The 21,725-nt window shown below is 36.6% G+C and carries 15 protein-coding genes; 2 read left to right on the top strand and 13 right to left on the bottom strand.

The genetic code is table 11. From position 1 onward, the window contains the following. Positions 1-39: 39 nt before the first annotated feature. From AACZ49_RS04030 to AACZ49_RS04010, 5 genes are all read right to left on the bottom strand, one after another. Positions 40-2,145 (bottom strand): bifunctional aldolase/short-chain dehydrogenase, encoded by a 2,106-nt coding sequence (locus AACZ49_RS04030; protein WP_339651924.1) that lies wholly within the window; start codon positions 2,143-2,145, stop codon positions 40-42. A gap of 11 nt (positions 2,146-2,156) precedes the next feature. Then, the gene (locus AACZ49_RS04025) at positions 2,157-5,492 is read right to left on the bottom strand and encodes a glycosyl hydrolase (RefSeq protein ID WP_339651922.1); all 3,336 of its coding nucleotides are present in this window, start codon (positions 5,490-5,492) and stop codon (positions 2,157-2,159) included. 132 nt (positions 5,493-5,624) lie between these two features. Beyond that, entirely contained in the window at positions 5,625-8,120 is a 2,496-nt protein-coding gene (locus tag AACZ49_RS04020) for an alpha-L-rhamnosidase C-terminal domain-containing protein (RefSeq protein WP_339651920.1), read from the bottom strand. Positions 8,121-8,167: 47 nt separating this feature from the next. Then, positions 8,168-9,190: a GntR family transcriptional regulator gene (locus tag AACZ49_RS04015; RefSeq protein ID WP_339651918.1), complete on the bottom strand. Its 1,023-nt coding sequence runs from the start codon at positions 9,188-9,190 to the stop codon at positions 8,168-8,170. Positions 9,191-9,462: 272 nt separating this feature from the next. Next, positions 9,463-10,239, bottom strand: coding sequence for an IS30 family transposase (locus AACZ49_RS04010; protein WP_339651915.1), 777 nt, complete (start codon positions 10,237-10,239; stop codon positions 9,463-9,465). A 237-nt stretch (positions 10,240-10,476) separates the two neighbouring features. On the opposite strand from AACZ49_RS04010, the gene AACZ49_RS04005 reads away from it, so the two are divergent. Beyond that, on the top strand, positions 10,477-14,097 hold the full coding sequence (locus AACZ49_RS04005; protein ID WP_339651913.1) for a family 78 glycoside hydrolase catalytic domain: 3,621 nt from the start codon (positions 10,477-10,479) through the stop codon (positions 14,095-14,097). A 95-nt stretch (positions 14,098-14,192) separates the two neighbouring features. On the opposite strand, the gene AACZ49_RS04000 is transcribed toward AACZ49_RS04005, so the two are convergent. The 6 genes from AACZ49_RS04000 to AACZ49_RS03975 form a co-directional block, all read right to left on the bottom strand. Further along, positions 14,193-15,200 (bottom strand): 2-hydroxyacid dehydrogenase, encoded by a 1,008-nt coding sequence (locus AACZ49_RS04000; protein WP_339651910.1) that lies wholly within the window; start codon positions 15,198-15,200, stop codon positions 14,193-14,195. A 105-nt stretch (positions 15,201-15,305) separates the two neighbouring features. After that, entirely contained in the window at positions 15,306-15,854 is a 549-nt protein-coding gene (locus AACZ49_RS03995; RefSeq protein WP_339651908.1) for a hypothetical protein, read from the bottom strand. 34 nt (positions 15,855-15,888) lie between these two features. After that, entirely contained in the window at positions 15,889-16,320 is a 432-nt protein-coding gene (locus AACZ49_RS03990) for a hypothetical protein (RefSeq protein ID WP_339651906.1), read from the bottom strand. Positions 16,321-16,697: 377 nt separating this feature from the next. Further along, a complete protein-coding gene (locus tag AACZ49_RS03985) occupies positions 16,698-17,537 on the bottom strand; it encodes a universal stress protein (protein WP_339651904.1) in 840 nt (279 codons plus the stop codon). 66 nt (positions 17,538-17,603) lie between these two features. After that, complete coding sequence (locus tag AACZ49_RS03980) at positions 17,604-18,452, bottom strand: universal stress protein (RefSeq protein WP_339651902.1); 849 nt, start codon at positions 18,450-18,452, stop codon at positions 17,604-17,606. Positions 18,453-18,459: 7 nt separating this feature from the next. Then, entirely contained in the window at positions 18,460-19,296 is an 837-nt protein-coding gene (locus AACZ49_RS03975) for a universal stress protein (RefSeq protein WP_339651899.1), read from the bottom strand. Positions 19,297-19,413: 117 nt separating this feature from the next. On the opposite strand from AACZ49_RS03975, the gene trxA reads away from it, so the two are divergent. After that, entirely contained in the window at positions 19,414-19,713 is a 300-nt protein-coding gene (gene trxA / locus AACZ49_RS03970) for a thioredoxin (RefSeq protein ID WP_339651896.1), read from the top strand. A 104-nt stretch (positions 19,714-19,817) separates the two neighbouring features. On the opposite strand, the gene AACZ49_RS03965 is transcribed toward trxA, so the two are convergent. After that, the gene (locus AACZ49_RS03965; protein ID WP_339651895.1) at positions 19,818-20,657 is read right to left on the bottom strand and encodes a universal stress protein; all 840 of its coding nucleotides are present in this window, start codon (positions 20,655-20,657) and stop codon (positions 19,818-19,820) included. Positions 20,658-20,717: 60 nt separating this feature from the next. Beyond that, entirely contained in the window at positions 20,718-21,689 is a 972-nt protein-coding gene (locus AACZ49_RS03960) for an ROK family protein (RefSeq protein WP_339651892.1), read from the bottom strand. Positions 21,690-21,725: the final 36 nt, after the last annotated feature.

The following is a 21,725-nucleotide window of genomic DNA, read 5'->3' as shown; positions in this document are numbered from 1 at the left end:
TCCTAGTGGGCTTACCACGAGGGATATTTACAATTCAATTTATCTTACAAAAGCATTTGCCATACCACCATCTACATTAATGATGTTTCCTGTGGATTTATCCAAAATTCCTACAAGGGCAAATACCCCGTTTGCAATATCTTCTGGATAGATGATTTCGTTCAATAAATTTCTTTTTGCATAATGGGCAGGAAGTTCCTCTACAGTAATACCGTAAGCTTTTGCACGGCCTTCGGCCCATTCGCCTTCCCAAATTTTACTACCAACGATAACGCCATCCGGATTTACAACATTTACCCTAATCTTATCGGATGCAAGTTCCGCTGCCAATAATCTAGACATGTGTTGTTGTGCTGCTTTTGCAGTACCATATCCTACATTGTTAGGTCCTGAAACCAATCCGTTCTTGCTAGCTATATTGATAAAATCACCACCAAGTCCTTGTTGTCTCATGATGGCAACTCCTTGTTTTGCAAGATCAAACTGCCCTTTTACCAATACATTCTGTAAGATTTCCCAATCTTTATCGGTTGTTTCTGTCAATGGTTTGGATATGGCCAATCCTGCACTGTGTACTACAATATCAACTCCACCAAACTCCAAACATGCATTTTTATAGGCTTCGGCTATAGATTCACTTTTAGTGACATCACAAACCGCATAACTTGCGATATCTCTAGCATAGGTTTCTACGGCCACTTTTAATCTATCTTCGGCAATATCACTGAGTACAACATTAGCTCCCTCCTCTGCCAATTTATCTGCAATGGCCTTACCAATTCCTCCACCAGCACCAGTAACAAAAGCCACTTTTCTTGATAGTGGTTTTTCTTTTGGCATCCGTTGTAATTTTGCTTCCTCCAACAACCAATATTCAATATCAAAAGCTTCTTGTCTGGGAAGTGAGGTGTAGGATGTTATAGCTTCCGCGCCTCGCATCACATTGATAGCATTAATATAAAATTCACTCGCTACACGGGTAGTTTGTTTATTTTTTGCAAAACTGAACATGCCCACACCTGGATAGATAATTATAACAGGATTAGGGTCTCGCATGGCCGGACTATTATCCTTTTTACAGGTGTCATAATACTCCTTATACTCTTGGCGGTATTGTTCAAAAGCCGGGTTTAATTTGTCTAGAACGCTATCCGTTTGTGTTAAGTCTTCATTGGTATCTAGTTGTAGTACCAAGGGTTGAATTTTGGTTCGTAAGAAATGATCGGGACAGGAAGTGCCCATGGGTGCCAACCGTTCCAAATCATTACTGTTGATATATTCCAATACGACATCACTATCGTTAAAATGACCAATCATTCTAGCTTCCGAAGAACATAGACCTCTTAACAAGGGCATTAACTCTGCAGCTTTTTCTTTTCGCTCATTAGCAGGTAAGGACTTTACTTTTGGTCCACCAAAAACACTTCCCTTTTCCTTTATTTTTTTCTCAATATATTCAGAAGCCATTTCAATAACTTCCAAGCTGTTAATATAACTTTCGAACGAAGTATCTCCCCAAGTAAATAGACCGTGGCTACCTAAAACTATTCCTCTAATTCCTGGATTGTCATTCAAACATTTTTCTAATTGCAGACCAAGGTCAAAACCAGGTCTTTGCCAAGGAACCCATCCCATGGTGTCTCCCCATATTTCTTTGGTCACTTTTTTACTATCCTTGGCAGCAGCCACTGCAATTAGCGCATCGGGGTGTAAATGGTCTATATGCTTAAAAGGCAAAAGACCATGTAAAGGCGTGTCAATAGAAGGTGCACGGCTATCCAAATCATAAATACAATGATTAAATAAGCCTACCATACGGTCTTCATCTGCTAAACCACCATATACGTTTTTAAGGTTGCGTAATCTTTCCGTGTATAGACCTGCAATTCCCGCCCTATTCAATGTGCCGATATCACCGCCGGAACCTTTGATCCACATTACCTCAACATCTTCATTGGTCAACGGATCTTTTTCTATTGTTTTACAACTGGTATTACCACCGCCGTAATTGGTTATTCTTAAATCAGCACCTAAAATATTGGATCTATAAAGAAATAAAGCTACCTGATCGTCTCCCAAAGCGGTTGCCTTCTCATCGTCCCAGAGGTAATCCACATGTGTAAACTTTTTTGTACTTGAAATCATTGAATATATTTTTAATATGAATTGCTCTTTTTTTGGATTGATTTTATTTCAACCGGACCCAGTAGTCCAGATGTTAACAAGGGTTCATGTCCTTGGTAAAAGGGCATAGTAGTAAAGGTAATTCTTTCTTCCGGTTTCTTTTGGGCATCACCGATCAAACGGTTAACCCATGTATTAGTCACTTTTATTTCTAATTTGTTTTCACCACTTTTTAGCATTTCCGTGATATTTAAAGTAAAAGGGGTTTTCCAAACGGTCCCAACAACTTCACCATTAAGAATTACTTCAGCAATATTTTTAACGGATCCTAGATCAATTTGATATGTACTTCCTTCCATTTTTTTGGCAAGGTCGAACGTATGGGTATAAGTAGCGGTACCTGAAAAATGTTTGATGTTTTCATCAGTATTTTCGGTCCAACTTTGCAAAATTTCAAAAGTTGCAATAGCAGGTACACCTCTATTTTCCTGGAAATCTACTCGCCATGGTCCTTTTAATACGGCAATTTGTTCTTTGGCTGATTTGGTAGTTGAATAGGAATTTCTTGAGGTGTCATCTACAAAAACAATAAAAGCTGTTCCCCAAGAATCTAGGTCTAGCTCAACTACTGTACGTTCATTATTAATAGTATAAGACAACTCGCTTACTTCGCCCGTAATGGGGTTCCATAGTTCTGGTTTTTTACCTTTTACCCTAAAATCGGCTTTTAATGTAGTGGGGTTTTCCGATCGGTTGTTTAACCAATAAATATCTTGGTTTTTGCCAATATTTCTATGCCTGAACAAAACCTTATTTTCTGTATTTGAAATTAAAACATCCGCAGAAAGGTTTATTTGGTCAAAGCTTGTCATTTTAGAAGCAACCAAACTAACTAACTGTGAAAATTCTTCAGCATCATCACCAAGACTAGGCGTGGACCGTGGTTTGGTACCCACTACCGCGACACCTGCATCTTGTAATTCCTTTATTTTTTTCAGTACACCTAAAGACATTTCTTTTGTAGATTCGTCGAGTACCAGCACTTTATAGGTAGCATCACTTGGCGCGACTAAATTTCCATCTTTAGCGGTGATATCGGCTTTAAGAATGGTGGCATTAACATAATCAAATTCTAAACCTTGGGGAATAGAAGGTAGGGTGTCTTTAGATATCCATGTAATGTTGTTATTTTCTCCATAGAGGTATAAAACATCTGCTACATTCTTACCTTGTTGTAGCATGTAAGAACTACGACTTAGGTAATCTATCCATGCTTTTGCACCTGCACCAGACCATGTTTCTTGCCTTGTAAAGTATTGCCCAAACGGACCTAAAGAAAAACCGGGCATTTTATCATCTAAAGGCTGATGTACAGAAGTATGTATTACGTAACGGTTTAAACCCGATGCCAATTCTAAATCTGCCGTACGTTTTAACTTCTCTGGATGCCAACTAAATGCATTCATAATGGAAGTCATAGATTCTGCCGCAACATAAGGTTTGCCATAAATATTGGCTACAGAGGCCGCTTCTCGAATATCTGCTTCGCTACGAACCTGCTCATCTGGGCCCGGAGCCAAACCACCCGGTGTCCACATTGCACTCATAGGTATATCTGCATCACGTTTTACATCCATACCATCTGCTAAATATACACGACCATTTTCATGAGATTCGGTATACCTGCCCATACCACGTTTTTTTAATTCCTCGCCAATAATGGTATAATGATTATCAACGATCATTTCACCGATTGTTTTTCTAAAATCCCAAAGAAATTTCTCTGAAGCTTCAGTGCTTTCTACGGTACGGCCCGTAAGAACGGGCAACCAAGGTAAAATACTATAACCACGGCGCTGTTCAAATTCTGCGGGCATGTCATGTGTCCAGTTCATATGACCCGCCTCATAACTATCTAAAATAATATAGCCCAGACCTTCTGCACCCATTTTACCACCAGTAGCATCTTTATAAAGGTCTAGATAGTAGTTTATGTAACGGCGAACAGCATCTTCATCTAATTTATCGACTTCCAAGCCAGTGGCTTCCGGTGAAGCTGGATGATTTTCACGACCTGTCAAGGAATACCCCAAACGGATGATTCGCCAACGACCTTCTGGTACGTCCCAATTCAAATTCCCTTCGGCATCAACTTTTGCAGTCAAATCAACAACACCTTCTTTCGAAATCGGATTGGTAGCTGCATTAACAATTAAAGCACCAGTTTCCTTAAAAGGAGAAAACCCAGCTTTGTCCTCAAATTCACCGATACGATCCGTATTGTATAATTCAAATTCAGCAACATGTACCCCTTTTGGATTAGTGTCGGTAGGTGCGCCGAACATAGCTGCAATACCAGATGGGGTTGGTTGAAGCGTTTCGTATACAAATCTCCAATATTTGCTCGTAGTGTCAGGGAAAACACCCGAGGTTTCAGCTACAATATTACCTGGTATATCTGCTATTTTTTTAAACGTTTTTCCATCATCGCTAATTTCGATAGACCTATTCTCGGGCATTCCATTGAAAACGGCAAGTTCTCCAACTTCTGCACCAACTACGGTATAGGCTTTAAAAGTGGTTGGTGTGTTAAACGTATATTGAATCCATGTTTTTTCGCCAACACCGGCCGGTGGCAAATAGATGCCGTTACTTAAATTTTTATCGGTTAGGTTTTCTAAATTGAAATTTCCACCGCTAGAACTCACTTTTGGTTTTAGGCTAGCCAAAGATGTATAATTATCGGGAATTTTATAAGCAACCACGGCTGCATCGGCATAATACTCGGGTATTTCCTTTTTTTTACCTTCATCCGTTGAAAAACCTGTAGATGCTGCTACATTTTGAAAGGAGGAAGTTATCTTTGGTGACTCCGGTAGTTTTCCTGCAAATGTTTGCCCGCCCTCAACCTCAAGTTCAGACCAAACATATTTTTTCATACCATCTTTTGGTTCTACCCAGGGGCCACCGGTAACACTCCATCCAGGTGATCCCGCAATAGCCATTTCAAGGTTAAGGCTATCTGCCAAATCTGTAGTGAACTTAAAGGCGTCTTTCCAGTCGGGCTCCATAAAGACCAACTTTTTTTCTACCACGACAGGTGTAAACAAATTGGCATCAAAATTTTGAAAACCACCGATGCCCGTTCGATGCATCCATTCCAGATCTTTGCGAATACCTTCTTTGGTAATGTTCCCATTCATCCAATGCCACCAAACCCTTGGTTTAGCTTCATTTGGTGGGTTTTGAAAGTTTTGTAATAGTTCTTCGCTGTTTATGGAAGTTTCTAAAGATGCTGATTCTTTATTGCAACTGATTAGAATACTTAATAATAACAATCCTGATAGTAAATAGTTGGATAGTTTCATAATGTCTCGTGTATAAAAGAAGACAAGAATACTTAAATAACCAATGACTTCTATTCCGTACTGTTATGAATGGAGAATGAAAATTTAAAAAAATTGGGAACTATATAAGGACGAAAACAAATTTTCACAAGATTATAAACTAAGATTATTAGTTCCTGATTTTAAGATATGTTCATTTCCGTTCCAAATAAATGTTCCTTCTAAATCTTGAGGTAATATCACTTCTGCCTCCAACTTATTTTTTCTCTGTTTATAGTGAACAGATATTTCACCTGAGGGATGGGGCATTGATCCACTAATTTCTTTGATATCTCCCAAATGTGGCTCAATCCGCACTTTCGCAAAACCTGGTGCATCACTGTCAATACCCAATAAAATGCGATAAAACTCAACGTTTGGACTTGAGCCCCAGGCGTGGGAGTCCGATCGAGCGGTACTTACTTCAGAATCTTCCGCCCATGTAGTTAGCCCCATCGCTATGTTTTCTCGCCATTTGTCTAGCCAATCTAAATAATTATCCCCTAAACCGGCTTTGGCCAAGGCTTGATGCAGGTAGAACTTATAATATATAGATGCTTGTACCAAACTTTTGTCTTTCAAAATATTCATGGCCAATACTGTTGCCTTCTCACCTGTACTGACACCGGATAAAATGGCCAAGGAATTTACATGTTGTGAGAAATATTTTTTATCTGGTGTATCCGCAAATAGTTGTCTGCTCGTGTCCCAATACTTTTGTCTTATGGTCTGCTTTAACTGTTCTGCGCGTTCATTGTATAGTTTTTGAAAATCCTTTAGGCCCAAATCACCTTCAAGTTCGGCAGCTTGTTGGTATACCCAAAGTAGTTGAAGGTCCAAAATAGCAGATTCGCCATTTGCTCCCTTGGGCGCCATACCAAAATTCCAACCATCACCGTTTGCCCAATCGGTAAACACCCAATAGGGTACATTTTTCAAAGATCCATCTTCCTGTTGATAGGAAGCAAAGAAGGACATCACCTCCCTGGCACCTGGAAGTTTGTTCTTTATGAAATCAGCATCTGGTCTATACTTGTAATAATCGTGTAACATGGCCACCCACCATAGTGAAAATGTAGGTATCTGCTGATCTAGATCTGTGGGGTACCGGCTCATGGTAATCCCCTCGGGAATACGGGAGTGGTCCATTAATGTTAGTCCATATCTTGCCAAACGGTCATCTCCGGCATTAAAATAAGAAACAAGTGCTTGAATCCTTGCATCGCCAATATATTGAAGTTGCTCGTAATAAGGGCAGTCCATATAGGTCTCAAAAGCACATAATCTTGCGGTACGCCATCCTATTTCCATTATTTTATCCATTTCTCCATTACCGGTATTTAAACTGGCATTTTGGGTAAAAGGGTATCCCGTAAATATCCCATAGATGTCATTTATGGTCAATGGTTCCTCTTCGGTTTTAATAGTTACTTGTACATATCTGTATGTACGCCACCAAAGGGGTGCATACGTTTGATTTGCTGCTCCACTGGAAATGATACTGTCTTTTTTACCAATAAATATTTTACCCTCAACTTCATTTCTATTCCCCTTGGGAAGTTCAGGTACTCTGAAGCCGCTAAGGTCTTCATCAGTATGGATAAAAAGACTTTCCGCATAGCTCATGCCTATCTTGGTATTTTTTCCACCACTGAAAACAAGGGTAGGGTAGGCATTGGTCAAATGACCTTGGTCCAATAAAAGGGTAGCTTCTGAATTGGCCGGTATAGAGAAATCCGCTTTTTCTGCTGGAAATGATTTTGGTACAACCACACCACTCGATAATCTAGTGGACGCCAATCGTTCCTTTGTCATTTCCATTTGTGGAATAGGGGACGGCACCAACATCCATCCAGAGGAGTTGACCGCAAATTGTTTTAAGTTCCCTGTACCCATAACACGAGCCTGAACCCATTGTTTGTCATTGTAATCCAATTTTTCCCATCCTTGGATGTTTATGGACATGTCTACCAATTCGCCTGGGCCAGCTACATAATAACCGCCAACACGAACCGGTAGGGGTTCGTAACTTTCATCTTCTATGGTTTTCCATGAATCATTCGTGTTGATGACTTCTTCAATTTTCGTATCACCTTGTAAAATAAAACCCGTTAAATGGGTTATCTGTGCTTCTGGTTTAACGGGGCCGTCGTTCCAGACCACTGCCGCAATAAGGTTATTGCCTTTTTTTAAAAATGGGGCGAGGTCCACTGTTTCGTAATTCCAAAAGTAAAGGTCTCCACGGGCTGGGCCTTGGGAGGTCAATTCGCCATTCACATATAGTTTGTACCTATTGTCGCCTGACAGATGTACTACGAAAGAAGTCGGTACATGCTCTAATTCCAATGTTTTTCTGAACTTGAAAACACCATATTCTTTTAAACTGGCGTCTCTTGAGGCGGTCCATGAATTAATTGAAATTCCTGGGCCTGTTATCCATTGGGCATTCCAGGGTTCCGCATCGTTGGTATTGTTATTAATTTGAGATTGAACGATTGTAGGAAAACATAGCGCTACAAGAAGAATTATTAAGGCATTTTTGATGTGACAATTCTTAAATTTTTGCTCAATGGATAATAATGTTGTATTTATGCTTGGTTTTGTTTTCATGAGTGCGTTAGGGTTTTAGGTATATGTTTTTCTTTATAAGAATGACTTTAAAGTGATTTTCTGGGAATTACATAAAAAGGATTTTCTAGTTGCTGTTTTTGTTTTTCAACAATTTGTTTGGCAGCTTCCCTCCCTAATTTTTCAAAGTCGGTTGATATTACGGTAATACCATCCAAAAGAATTTCTTTTAAAGGAGTATCATTGTAAGAAATGATACCCACATCCTTACCAAGAGTGAATGTTGTTTCCTTTATTTTTTTAATCAAAATAACCAGGTCATTTTCCATTAAGTTGATGTAGGCGGTGTCTTTTTCAATAATTTCATTTTCTATTTCCTCTACAATATTAAATTCATAGGCATACTGGCCACAGAACTTTATAAACCCTTTTTTGATCTCCACAGGATGGTAGGTTCTCTTTCGTAACAATAGTTTTATTTGTCTATATTTTTTTAATAAGGGGTTTAGTTCTGCTAGGGCATCATAAATATTTTTTTCAAAATCTTGATAAATACATCCTACTGAAGTTCCTAAGAGATCAACCTTTTTATCTAGAATAACTAACTTTTCTAAAGGGATTTGCTGTTTAATAAAATTGATGAGGTCTTCACCCCCTTCCTCAAAATGGCAAATAATGGCGTAATGTGTGTAATCCCTTGATTTACTTTCCTTAATTATATTTTTAAACTGCCGGTAGTTATTGTCATAAATAAAAAAATCAATCGTGGCATTGTCCCCAAGTTCCTTGGCAAAGGCATCATAAATTATTTTTTTGTGTGCACTTAGTTTGTTAAAGAGTAAAAATACCTTCGCCTTTAAAACAAGGTCATCTTTTTTTATGTAATAGCCTTTACCCGGCACAGATTCTATGACCTTCAGTTTTTTTAAATGGTCATAGGCCCTCACTATAGTATCCCTTGAAATATCAAATTCTATCAATAACTCATTAACAGAGGGCAGTTTGTCGTTTTTCTTAATATCGCCGTTTTCAATAGCTGTAAACAAGGAGTTAATAATTTGCTTGTATTTTGGTACTTTGGAATCTTCTATGATTTGGATGAGGTGTAGCATGAATTATAAAGAATGTTTTTTCGAAGATAGTAAATGCTGAGTTCAACCCATAAGTGTAACAACTTTGTTGTTTAGGACTTCAATTGGGTTATTGTAATTAAATTTTCCAATAGGTCTGTAATTTAGTAATCTTTCTACTTCTTTTATTCTTTTGGTCGACACAACCCTAAGATCTGTTCTCTTAGGAAAAAACCTTCTGATAACGCCTATTCTGTTTTCTACGGTTCCCTTGTCCTGAGAGGTATATGGTCTTGTAAAATAAGTCTTTACATTTAAGTCTTTTGCGATTTTATGATGGTAGGCAAATTCCTTTCCGTTATCAAATGTGATGGTCTGGTCCATGATGTGTTAAAGTTGGTAAGTCTCCGGTTCATTTTTTCATATACTTCATCTGCATTTTTACTTTTGAGCTTTTCGATCATCGTTATCAAAGTTGTCCTATCGGTCATTACCAATAGGGCGGATTTATGATTACTTCCCATCATTAAGTCTACTTCGATGTCTCCAATACGAGAGCGGCTATCCACAACCTTTGGACGTTCATCTATACCGATTCTTCCTGCTATGGCACCACGCCTGTCCTTTATATTGTTGCGCTTCTGTCCGCGTCCAGTGTGGCGTAGGTGTTTATAGAGCTTTTTATATTCTAGGTGATCTTTGTGGTTACTATGCTTTGCCATCCATATCCATTTATATATAGTCTCATGGCTCACACATTGTTCGGAATCTTTCGCCAGTCGCTTGGCTATCAGTTCCGGACTCCATTTCTCATGGATCATGAGCCCTTTGGTCCGCCTTTTCATATCTTCTGTCAATATAAAAGACTTAAGTTTACCCACATGACGGTAGTCTGTCTTTCGTTGAGCGTGTTCTCCGAGATAACATCCAGCTGTTCTACCTCGCTTAGGCATATTGCGCTTGAGTTCACGAGATATGGTACTCCTATTAACCCCTAGGTAAACCGCTATTTTAGTTTGTGACAACCCCATATCCAATAGGGACTGAATTTGATACCTTTGCTGAAGGCATAAGTGTTTGTATTTTTTCATGCAAGACGAATATAAATATTGAGCCTAAAACAGATGGGGCTAGCCCCATCTGTTTTAAATATTCGTGTTGCACTTATTACTTGAACTTAGAAATTAAAAAAGTTGTAATTTCTTCCATTTAATTTTGTCAACATAACTGTACATAACAGTTATTTATAAATAAAAAAATATATTGGAGCATATTACTTTTTAGGGTGATTCCCTTACTATTTATTAGCTTTTAAATTAATAAAAAATATGTTGAAAAGAATATTTGCACTTACAGTAACTCTTTTATTCACACTTCTTTATACCTATGGACAAACGCCTACACAGGAGCTTACCGTAGAATACTTGGAGTCCCCGATGGGTATTGATGTGGAGACCCCGCGATTTAGTTGGCAGATGAAGACCATCGAGAATATTCATGGACAACAACAAACTGCGTATCAAATTAAAGTGAGCTCGGAAAAGGGAGATTTGCTTTGGGATAGTGGAAAGGTAAACAGCGCTAGTTCTTTGACTATTCCTTATAAAGGCGAAAAGCTTCAACCAAGGACGAAGTACAATTGGCAACTTTCCGTTTGGGATGAAAAAGATAAAATGTCACAGAATGCATCATGGTTTGAAACGGGGTTAATGGATTCCAATCCTAATTCCGACCAATGGAACGGCGCGCAATGGATTGGTGGTAGTGAAGAAGATTTGGTCTTATACTCGCATTATTTGTCCGTTTTTAAATTAGAGTATGGTATACAGTTAGATGAGAAATCTAAAAGTGCCCAGGCGTCCTTTGTGTTTGGAGGGAATGATACCCGTTTGATGGATAAGGATATGAATATCCAAGGAGTGAAGGTTGGAAAAGATGAAAGTTTTATACGTTTTGAATTGGATGTTGCCTCCGTGGATGGCTCCGACGATGGTTTGGCTAAATTTAATATTTATAGGGTGGGTTATGCGCCAGAGGATACTAATAACAAACCTTTTAAAAGCTATGAAATACCCTTGTTTTTGCTAAATGAGGACAATAAAAATGACAAGCATATTTTCTATTCGGAATGTAATTTTGGAATTTTTAGGGTATATCTCAACGGGATGGATGAAAATAATGAGCTGACTAAAGATCCTAACGCAGCTGATAATCCGCGTGCCCCTAAAGGCATCAACCTTAATCCTGTAGGTTCGGGAAACAATTACATCAGTTTTCCTATGGTAGCAGATATTGGATTCTATGCAAACACCGGTCAAAAAGCCAAATTCTCCAATGTTAAAATTAGAAACTTCAGGGCTCCTTCCAATGCCCTTTTTTCCGACGGTTTTAAAAAAGAAGGAGATTATAATGGGGTATTTGAAAAACAGATCAATGGGAATTCCAATTTAGCTTTAAAAGATGGCGCATTATATATTTCTGGAGGGGCAGAAAGCACTTTGGTGTTGGCAGACCCAAGTAAAAATTCGGAACCCATGTTAAGAACGGAATTTAGTGTTACCCATGATAAAGTTGCCAAAGCTAGATTGTATGTTACGGCTAGGGGTATTTATGAAATGTACCTAAATGGCAAAAGAGTGGGTGATGATTATTTTACTCCAGGGCTTACACAGTATAATAAAACCCACATGTACAAGACCTACGACGTTACCGATCTCATAGATGGTAACAATGCTTTAGGTGCTTGGCTAAGCGAAGGTTGGTGGAGTGGAAATATTACCTATAGTGGTGAAAATTGGAATTTTTTTGGAGATAGACAATCATTATTGGCCCAACTGATTATCACCTATGAGGATGGAACTGAAAAAGTGATTACCACTAATGATTCGGATTGGAAACTGTTTACGGATGGACCCATACAATATGGAAGTTTCTTTCAAGGAGAAGTATATGATGCCAATAAGGAGTCGACGATTGAAGGCTGGGCAACTACTAATTTTGACGATGCGAATTGGAAGTCGGTAGTGGTGGTGCCACTAGAGGGGACTACCTATAAAGCTAAGGATTTAAGCTACGAAAATTTGGAGTTAATTGGGCAAATAGGCGAGAGCCCTTCTATTGTAAAAGAGTTGACATCCGTAAATGTAGAGGAAGTACGACCCGGTGTTTTTGTGTACGACCTGAATCAAAATATGGTTGGTTTTCCAGAAATAAAACTACCACCCGGGAAAGCTGGGGATACCATTACATTGAGATACGCCGAAGTAAAGTATCCGGATTTAAGGGAGTATGACCCTAATGTAGGAATGGTAATGTTGGAAAACATAAGGGCAGCATTGACCCAGGATATCTATATTAGAAAAGGTGGGGAGGAAACTATAAGACCGCGTTTTACATTCCACGGTTTTCGATTTCTGGAAATTACCGGAATCGATGAACCTTTGCCATTGAATGATGTTAAGGGATTGGTGGTCAGTTCAATAAAAAGATTGGCATCCAGTTATGAAACTTCCAATAAGTTGGTCAACAAACTTTGGGAAAATATAACCTGGTCGCTACGAAGTAATTTTTTGTCCATCCCTACGGATACACCCGCAAGAAATGAACGTATGGGTTGGAGTGGTGACATTAATGTGTTCTCGGAGGCATCGACTTACCTTGCCGATGTAGACCCATTTTTAAGTAGGCATCTGTTGTCTATGAGGGACATTCAAAGAAAAGATGGTCGTTTTACCGATGTAGCCCCTGTAGGCGGTGGTTTTGGAGGAACCTTATGGGGAAGTGCGGGTATTATCATCCCATGGGAAATCTATCAACAATACGGGGATTTGACTTTGCTTGAGGAACATTATGACGCTATGAAAAGATATGTGACCTTTCTTAGTTCAAAAATAGACCCTGAAACTGGTGTAATCAACGAAGGGCCTTTGGGTGATTGGTTGAGCCCCGAGGGATTCAAAAATGAGGATACGGCTTTTTGGACGGCATATCATTTAAAAGATTTGGAAATTTTGGCCAAAACGGCCACGTTGTTGGGTAAACATGTGGATGCCGAAGCTTTTCAAAAAGAATATAAGGAACGAAAGGCTTTCTTCAATATGACCTATGTAGATAGCGATACCGGAAAATCAGTGCACTTGGGTAACCAGAGTATGCGCTTTGGACCTCCGTTACCAGAGGATAGACAAAAAAAAGCGGGGGATTTTGTAGACACACAAGCTTCTTATTCCATCCCTTTAAACATGGGTGTTTTAAGCGAAGAGAACAAGACGAAGTCCATTTCTAATTTGGTAGCCACTGTTCAACGTTCAAATGAGGATGAACTTGGAGTTGTTCGTCCAGAATATTCCTTAATGACAGGTTTCATAGGTACGGCTTCAATTAACAAGGCGCTTTCAGATAACGGAAAAAGTGAAATTGCCTATAGACTACTGCAGCAAACATCCTACCCTTCTTGGTTGTACTCGGTTAAAAACGGGGCCACTACCATTTGGGAGCGCCTAAATTCTTATACCGTGGAAAATGGTTTTAGCGGTAATAATAGTATGAACTCCTTTAATCATTATTCATTTGGGGCTGTCGCGGCTTGGATGTATAATTATTCACTAGGTATTCAAAGAGATGAGGAAAATCCCGGTTTTAAGCATTTTGTTTTGATGCCCACACCAGATCCCGATAAGAATATGACATTTGCCAAGGGGCATTATGATAGCATGTACGGTCGTATCTCAAGTGAATGGCACTGGGAAAATGAAGTATGGAAGTATATCGTTACATTACCCGCCAATACAACTGCAACTTTAAAGTTGCCAGTAGACAGTACCAACAAGATTACCATTGTTGGCAAGAAAATTAAAAAGGTAAAAGGTGTTCGAATTTTACCAATGCAAGACCATAATGTGGTTTTAGAATTGACTTCGGGTAGTTACCAATTTGAAATAAAAAAATAACTAGCTAAAAAGTAAAATGCTTTTATATCAAGAGTTCTCGTAAAGACCAAGATTTAAGAGAAGAAAGAAAATTTTTAATTGATATTTATAGACTATTATGAATTAATTAGTTCCATTCCCAATTCGTTCTTACTGATTTTGCCTTGAGACCAACTTTTTAAATTTTCAAAAGTTATCTCTGCTATATTCGTTAAAGCTTCTTTGGTTATAAAAGCTTGATGGGGTGTTAATAAAACATTGGGAAGCGATAATAATGTTTTTAAACGTTCATCGTTTATTTCAGTTTTAGAATGGTCCTTAAAGAAAATACCTTTTTCTTTTTCGTATACATCGGTAGCATACCCGGCAATCTCTTTAGCTTCTAATGCTTCTATCAATGCGTTAGTGTCTACCAATTCCCCTCTTGCGGTATTTATAAGAATTGTACTATTTTTCATTAAAGATAATTTTTCCTTATTGATGAAATAATAGTTTTCATAATTCATGGGTATGTGAAGGCTAATGATATCAGACGCTTCACATAACTCTTTCATTGGGGTATAGGTTACATTACAAAGCTCAATAAGGTCATAATCCGGTGCTTGGTCGTATGCTAGAATTTCACATCCAAAACCATGCATTATCTTGGCCATGATACTACCTATTCTGCCGGTGCCAATAATACCTACAGTTTTACCATGCAAATTAAATCCCATTAAGTCGTCTTGTAAAAAATTGTAATTATGAACTCGGGTATTTGCCAAAATAATTTTTCTGTTCAAAGCCAATAAAAGTGCCGTTGCATGTTCGGCAATAGCATGTGGCGAATAGTCTGATGCATTAGCAACATGAAACCCAAAACGTTTTGCAGTTTTAATATGAAGGTTGTTATAACCACTAGAACGTAAAGTGATATAACGAACGCCAAAATCCCAAAGTTTTTCTAGGACAATTGACGATGCATCGTCTCCTGAGAAAATAGAAATAGCATTATAACCAATAGCCTTTAATGCCGTTTCACTGTCCAACGCATTTTTGGTATAGGTTGTCTCATATCGATTGTTGTTGGCACTTTTTAGAAAAGGAATTTCAAAATCTTTTGCACTATATACCAGTAATTTCATAGTATCGTTGTTTTCTAAATATTTTCTATTTTTTGTGAGTAAAATAAATTTGATATAATCTTTCGCTAACTTTATTATGTTCTTGTGTTATTGTTGAAAGTATTTTCATGAATTAATTTTTTCATTTTTGACAGTTCTAACTTGGTAATCGGGGTTACCTAAAGCTTTTTTCTGTTTTGTTGATTTAAGTATGAACGATAATTTCGCAAAACCTCTTTCTTTTATAGTTCTATATTCTAAAAGATATTGGTTCACCTTTTGAAATAGTTTTTTGTGTGACTTCCTGTAGGCTTTCTCCATTTCTAACTGATTTACATCATCTATCATAATCTCTAACTGGTTCATATGTTTTTGAACTTGTTTTAAGATAGGATTTAATATTTTTTGGTTTTCTTCTATATCTTTTCTGAAAGCTTCTGTTTTCGAAAATTCTTTTTTGTCTATAGGTTTAATCGCAAAAGAATGAATTAAGTTAATTAGAAAATGTTGCTCATCTTTAATAAAAGAAAGTTCTGAAAACCACTTTTTAGATTGCTCATGCATATCTTCGGTACTATACGAATCTATGTAGGTATATTTCATTTTATTGGATATTTCAAATGTTATAAATACTAATTCTAATGTATAGTAATACATGTATATTGAAAATGACATTGGTCAGTTTCTTTTGAAGTTGAAAGAAAAAATATTATATGCCTTTTAAGTTATATATGTCTAAAAAACCACCAGTATAGTTGAAAATTTCTAATTTCAGTTTTTGAAAAGTTTTAAAACAAGAATCTACTTCATTCTGTAATTTGTCATGGTTTCGGTAAAAGCTTAATTCAAATTCATTATCGGTGTATTCTAACATACCACCTAAATTATTTTCATGAATAGAAATATCAATGAGAAGTCCTTTTTTGGTGTCCTTAATTTTCTTGATTCGTTTTTTGTATTCCTGTATACGCTCAAAAAGATTTCGCGTTTTAGGCCTAAAAATTTGACTATCTAAGAGACGTTCGGCTAGAATCAGTTCATCATCCATGATTTGAAAGTGTGATTTCCATTGCTGTGTTTTCCAATGAAGTTCTTCTACACAATTGTTCTTCTGGCTTGTACTTATCTGTTCTTTTTCCATTGTTGTTGGGTCAATTTATTAAAACTAGCGCCCAATAAAAAAGCACACAATGATATAGGTCAGGAACCAAAATTTAAGTGATAATTTTCTGTTTCCTTTATTTGAAAACTAATTTTCTTTAAAGCAAATAAACTTCTTAATTTACATAATAATGCCCCTAGAGTGTAGGCTTTGAATGATAAAGAAATACCTTAACGGCGATGGTCTATTTATAATTAAAACATAGTCCTAATTCATTTAGGGCAAACGCAAAGGGTAAATTTTACAACTTTTGTTTTAATAGTCAAATCAGAAATTCAGCTGTAATAAAATTGATTAGTAACAAATTTAGTAAGGTCTTAATTCAAATTCCCTTATGCCTCATCATTTTTTTGTAATTAATGTAAGGCTAAAATGGGAACGGTAGCATTATATCCTATTTCCTTGACCAAAGGTTTAGAAAATATGCTGCTGAAGAAATAGTGCTTATGATTAATGAACGCTATCATATCACTGTCCCTACTTTCGACAAAACCGGTTAAACCATCTGAAACATCTTTTTTAGAGAGTGTATGAAAACTATGGTTTAAGTTCCCTAATATATCTCCAAGTAATTTCTGATTGTTTATTTGTTCATCATTCAATTCTGCATTTTTTGCTATATATAATACTCGGATTGCAGTGCCGTGCATTTTTGAGATTTCAATTAGATAACCCAATTCTTTACGTTTAAAGGCGGTCTTATAATCAGTAGGGAATACTATTTCTTTGGGCGAGGAAAACCGAACATCTTCCGGAACGGCCAAAACAGGACATTTCCTAATTTTCTCCATGGCGTTAACCGTATTGCTTCCAAAAATTTGACCTTTGACACCTGTTGCTCCTTGGGTGCCCATAACTACTAAATCGATATCTTTTTCATCAATTATCTGCTTTAAAGCTTCTGCTAAAAAATTAAATTTAGAAATGGTATGGTACGAATGTTTCAAATTGTCATGGTGTAGCTTTAGAATATCCAATAGTTTATCTAACTCTTCTTCTGATCTAGTCTTTCCGGCTTCATATTCCGCACTACCGGGTTCAGGGATCAATAGGTTGTCGGTGCTATAACTATCCAACCTAAAAACGTTTAAAAAGTAAAATTCACATTTAATTTCTTTATAAAGATTAAGCGCATACCTCGCAGCATTAAGGGCGTTTTTTGAAAAATCGGTAGGTACTAATATTCTCTTGTCCATTTTTAAATTATTTGAGGTTTCTATAGTAAATATATTTTATGATTTATATTATAACTATGATTATAATCAGTCTTGCGCTGGAAGAATTAAAAACGGGGTTTCTGAATACATGCTTACATCTTTGATAACCGGTTCATGGGTCAGTTTTTCAAAAAGGTTATGTTTTTGATTAACCATTGAATATAGGTCTACATTCAATTTTTCGATAAATGCCTGAATGACCTTAGCTTTGTCGTTAGATAATTGTCTCCAATGAAAAATATGGTCGATATCCTTTAGACAGATATCCAACAATTTTCGGTTAGATTCTTGTTCGGTATTTAAAATTTCTTCTTCCGTTATATGCAATACTCTTATTTTAGCTTTAAATAAAGAGGTTATGAAGAGTAAGGGTTCTATTGATTTTTTAGCACACCCTTTCTTGAAATCAGTTACAAAAGCTATTTCCTTAGGTTCCTTGAAATCCATTTCACCAGGAATTGCAAGAATAGGACACTTGTTAATTATGTTTGCGACCTGTATCGTATTGCTTCCAAAGAAAATATCAGCTGCATCTGTAACGCCTTTATTGCCCATTACGACCAAATCTATATGCAGCTTATCAATTGTTTTAGTAATAATCTTTGATAGAATTCCTTTCTTTGATATGGTCTGAAATTGATGTTTTGGGTTATCATTGTCCAATACAATTTTATGCATTGTCTTTGTTAAATTTTCCTCAGATTCAATTTTTAGTTTTTCTAGTAGTTTTTTACCAACTAACAATTTGGATTTTTTGCCTTGTAAAGGTGTTAACTCGTTGTAAACATTCAATAGATGGAAAGTGCATGATTTTGATGCCAATAGTTTTGTAGCATAGAAGAGTGCACAGTAGGCGTTGTTAGAAAAATCTGAAGCGACGAGTATATTCTTCATAATATTTTTAATTTTGAGGGAGTACCATAAAGGGAACAGTAATATGCAATCCTATTTTTTTAATAATTGGTTCAATAAACAATCGTTCTAAAAAAGTGTGTTTATTCTTTACCATCACTAGTAGGTTAATCTTCTGTTTTATCTGAAATTCATTGATTGCTTCTATGATACCGTTATCAGGTAATTCATGAAACAATGCCTGGTTTCCTAATAATTTTTCAAGCGCTGCTTTTTGCTTTTCTTGATTCGAAGTAAGGTCATACCCCGTTCGTACGTGCATTACATTAATTCTTGATTTATGTTGTGTGGCAATTGTCAACAAAGTCTGCATATTCCCTTTCTTATATTCAATTTCATAATCGGTAGGGAATAATATTTCTTTAGGAGCTTCATATTTAAAATTTGGGGGAACTGCAATTATAGGACACTTTGCTTTTTTGATTACATGAACCGTATATGTGCCAAATAAAATTTCTGTAGCGCCGGTAACGCCCTTTGTTCCCATTATTATAACATCTATATTTTCTGCCGCAACGGTTTCTAAAACCTCATTTATTAGCGTATTAAAAGCGGAATGAGCAATAAAAGTATGATTAGGGTTTGGGAATTCATGTTCTAACTCACTTTTCAATTTTTCTAATTGGGTCATGCTACTTTCTTGTAAAACATCACCTAAACCAATTTGGCCCGGGCTACCAATAACGTATTCGGTCTGATAGACTGGTGGGGTATAGGTATGAAGCAAATAAAATGTAGTTTTTATGTCTTTATATACCTTTAATGCATATCGAATCGCTTTTAAGGAATTTTCAGAAAAATCGGTAGGTAAAAGAATTCGTATCATTCTAAAATATTTTTTGATTGCGAAATAAAATTAGTGAAGGATAAAGCTAATAGCCATGACATTGGTCAGTTTGCCAAAGTATACTTTAAACTATTTTAGTGTTTAAATTAGAAATAGATGAAAAGTAGTTTTTCCAAAATTATAGAATCTGAAACTCCAGTTCTTGTGGATTTTTATGCAGATTGGTGTGGACCATGTAAAATGTTGGGCCCTATTTTAAAACAAGTAAAGGATGAAATGGGCGAAACCATTAAAATTGTCAAAATTGATGTGGACAAGAATCAATCGATAGCTGCTAAATATCAAGTTCGAGGGGTCCCTACCATGCTATTGTTCAAAAATGGGAAACAGCTTTGGCGACAGTCTGGGGTATTGCAAAAGAACGATTTAATTCAAATCGTAAAATCACATACCTAATTGTAATTTGTATTAATAGTTTATCTACGATTTTAGAGAATGGCCCAATGGTTTATTAAAATGTTACTTGGAGAAAGATTTGAACCTTTTGTGTTTTGCAAATTTTATTCATGAATTACCAAAAATGGAACATTTAAATGGTAACTAATTTTTTCAACCTTTGGTCTAAACAGAATACGTTCTATAAAATTTAGGTTTTTTGCAACCATTACAATTATATCTAAATTGCAACTTTCAACAAAATGCTGAACGGCTATGTCAAGTTTTTTTGCCGTTAGGGTATGAAATGAATAGGCTATATCAGTAAAAAGGTCTTTTAAAAATTCACGATTTTTTAATTGGTCTAGACTAAGCCCATTTCCTTTAGATGTAACATATAAAAAGCGTATAGCAGAATCATGCATCATAACAAACTCTTTTATTTTTTTCATCACCTTGGTATCATACCCTAAAAGAAAATCGGTAGGAAAACCTATTTCTTTTGGATCGCTATATTTTGCATTTTCTGGTACTGCTAATACTGCGCACGGCACTTTGCTGATAATATTACCTGTATTGCTACCTAAAGAAACAGCTTTTAGGCCCGATGCTCCTTTGGTGCCCATAATAATTAAATCAATGTTTTTATCAATTACTTCTTGTTTTACATAATCTGTAAAAAAACCATACATAGCTTTGGTTTCAAATGTATGCTTCATATTTGGCGGTAATTTTTGAATCTTTTCCATTAATGATTTTAATTTTTTCCTGCTTTCATTTAAAATGCTTTCTTCAAGTATTTCTGGAGGTAAGAACATGTTGGTTTTACTACCCGAGTATGGTTGAATAGGATTTACATGAACCAAATAAAAAGTGCAATTAATTTTTTTGAACAATGATGTTCCGTAAATAAGGGCATTCCATGCATTTTCAGAAAAATCTGTAGGAATCAGTATGTTTTTCATTTTTTACATTGATTTAAGCCTAAATGTAGACGTGCTTAGAATTTTTTCAAATGACAATAATCATACATTTGAAGTATTCCCTAATTCTAACCATGCCAATGCAGCAGGGCCTAACACTGCATCGGCACTTGTAGCGGTTGATAATAGTATCTTAATTTTGCCTTTATAAGCATTAAAAAGATATTTCTCCATGTGGGTTTTTATTGGTTGTAGTAGAATATCGCCTGCCTTGCTTAGTCCGCCCGATAGTATAAAGGCCTCTGGGTCTAAATGGGCAACGGTATCTGCCATTTTGTTTCCAAGAACTTCCCCTGTTTTTTTAAAAGCAGTTAATGCTATTAAATCTCCTTTCAGAGCAGCGTCTGAAATATCCGTTCCGGTCATATCTTCAAAACTAAGGGCACGTAACGGCGAATTTTCACACATATCTGCCATTAACTCAAAAACGGTTCTTTTGATGCCGGTTACCGATGCATAGGTTTCCAAACAACCCTGTAAACCACAATTACACATTCTGCCGTTCGGGTCAACATTTACATGACCTATTTCTCCTGCAGCACCATGTTCTCCAATTAATAGTTTGCCATCTATAATGATTCCGCTTCCAAGTCCTGTACCTAAAGTCAATGCCACAAAATTTTTCATTCCTTTTGCAGCGCCAAAAAGCATTTCTCCTAAAGCAGCTGCATTTGCATCGTTCGCTAGTGATACGGGTAATTTAAAAGTTTGATTGATAATCTTTGAAATCGGAGTGTTCTTACCCCATTTCAGGTTCGGAGGGTTTTCAATTTGCCCTGTGTATGGGTTGGCATTGGGTGCACCAATACCTATAGAAAATAGCTTTATTTCTCCTTCCCATTGTTGAAGAAGAGTTTCCACTTCCAATTTTAGTTTTTCCATAAAACTTGGAAACGGATTTTGAGCATTGGTTTTGAAAACGGTCTTTTCTAAAATATTCCCTTCTCTAGTAACGAGGCCAACCTTAGTAAGGCTACCACCAATGTCAATTCCTAAAACTACCTCTTTTACCATAAAGTTAAATTATTGTTCAAATTAAAATAATCGTAT

This window comes from uncultured Maribacter sp., from assembly GCF_963975365.1.
Classification (GTDB): domain Bacteria; phylum Bacteroidota; class Bacteroidia; order Flavobacteriales; family Flavobacteriaceae; genus Maribacter.
This window is presented reverse-complemented; position numbering and strand designations above follow the sequence as displayed.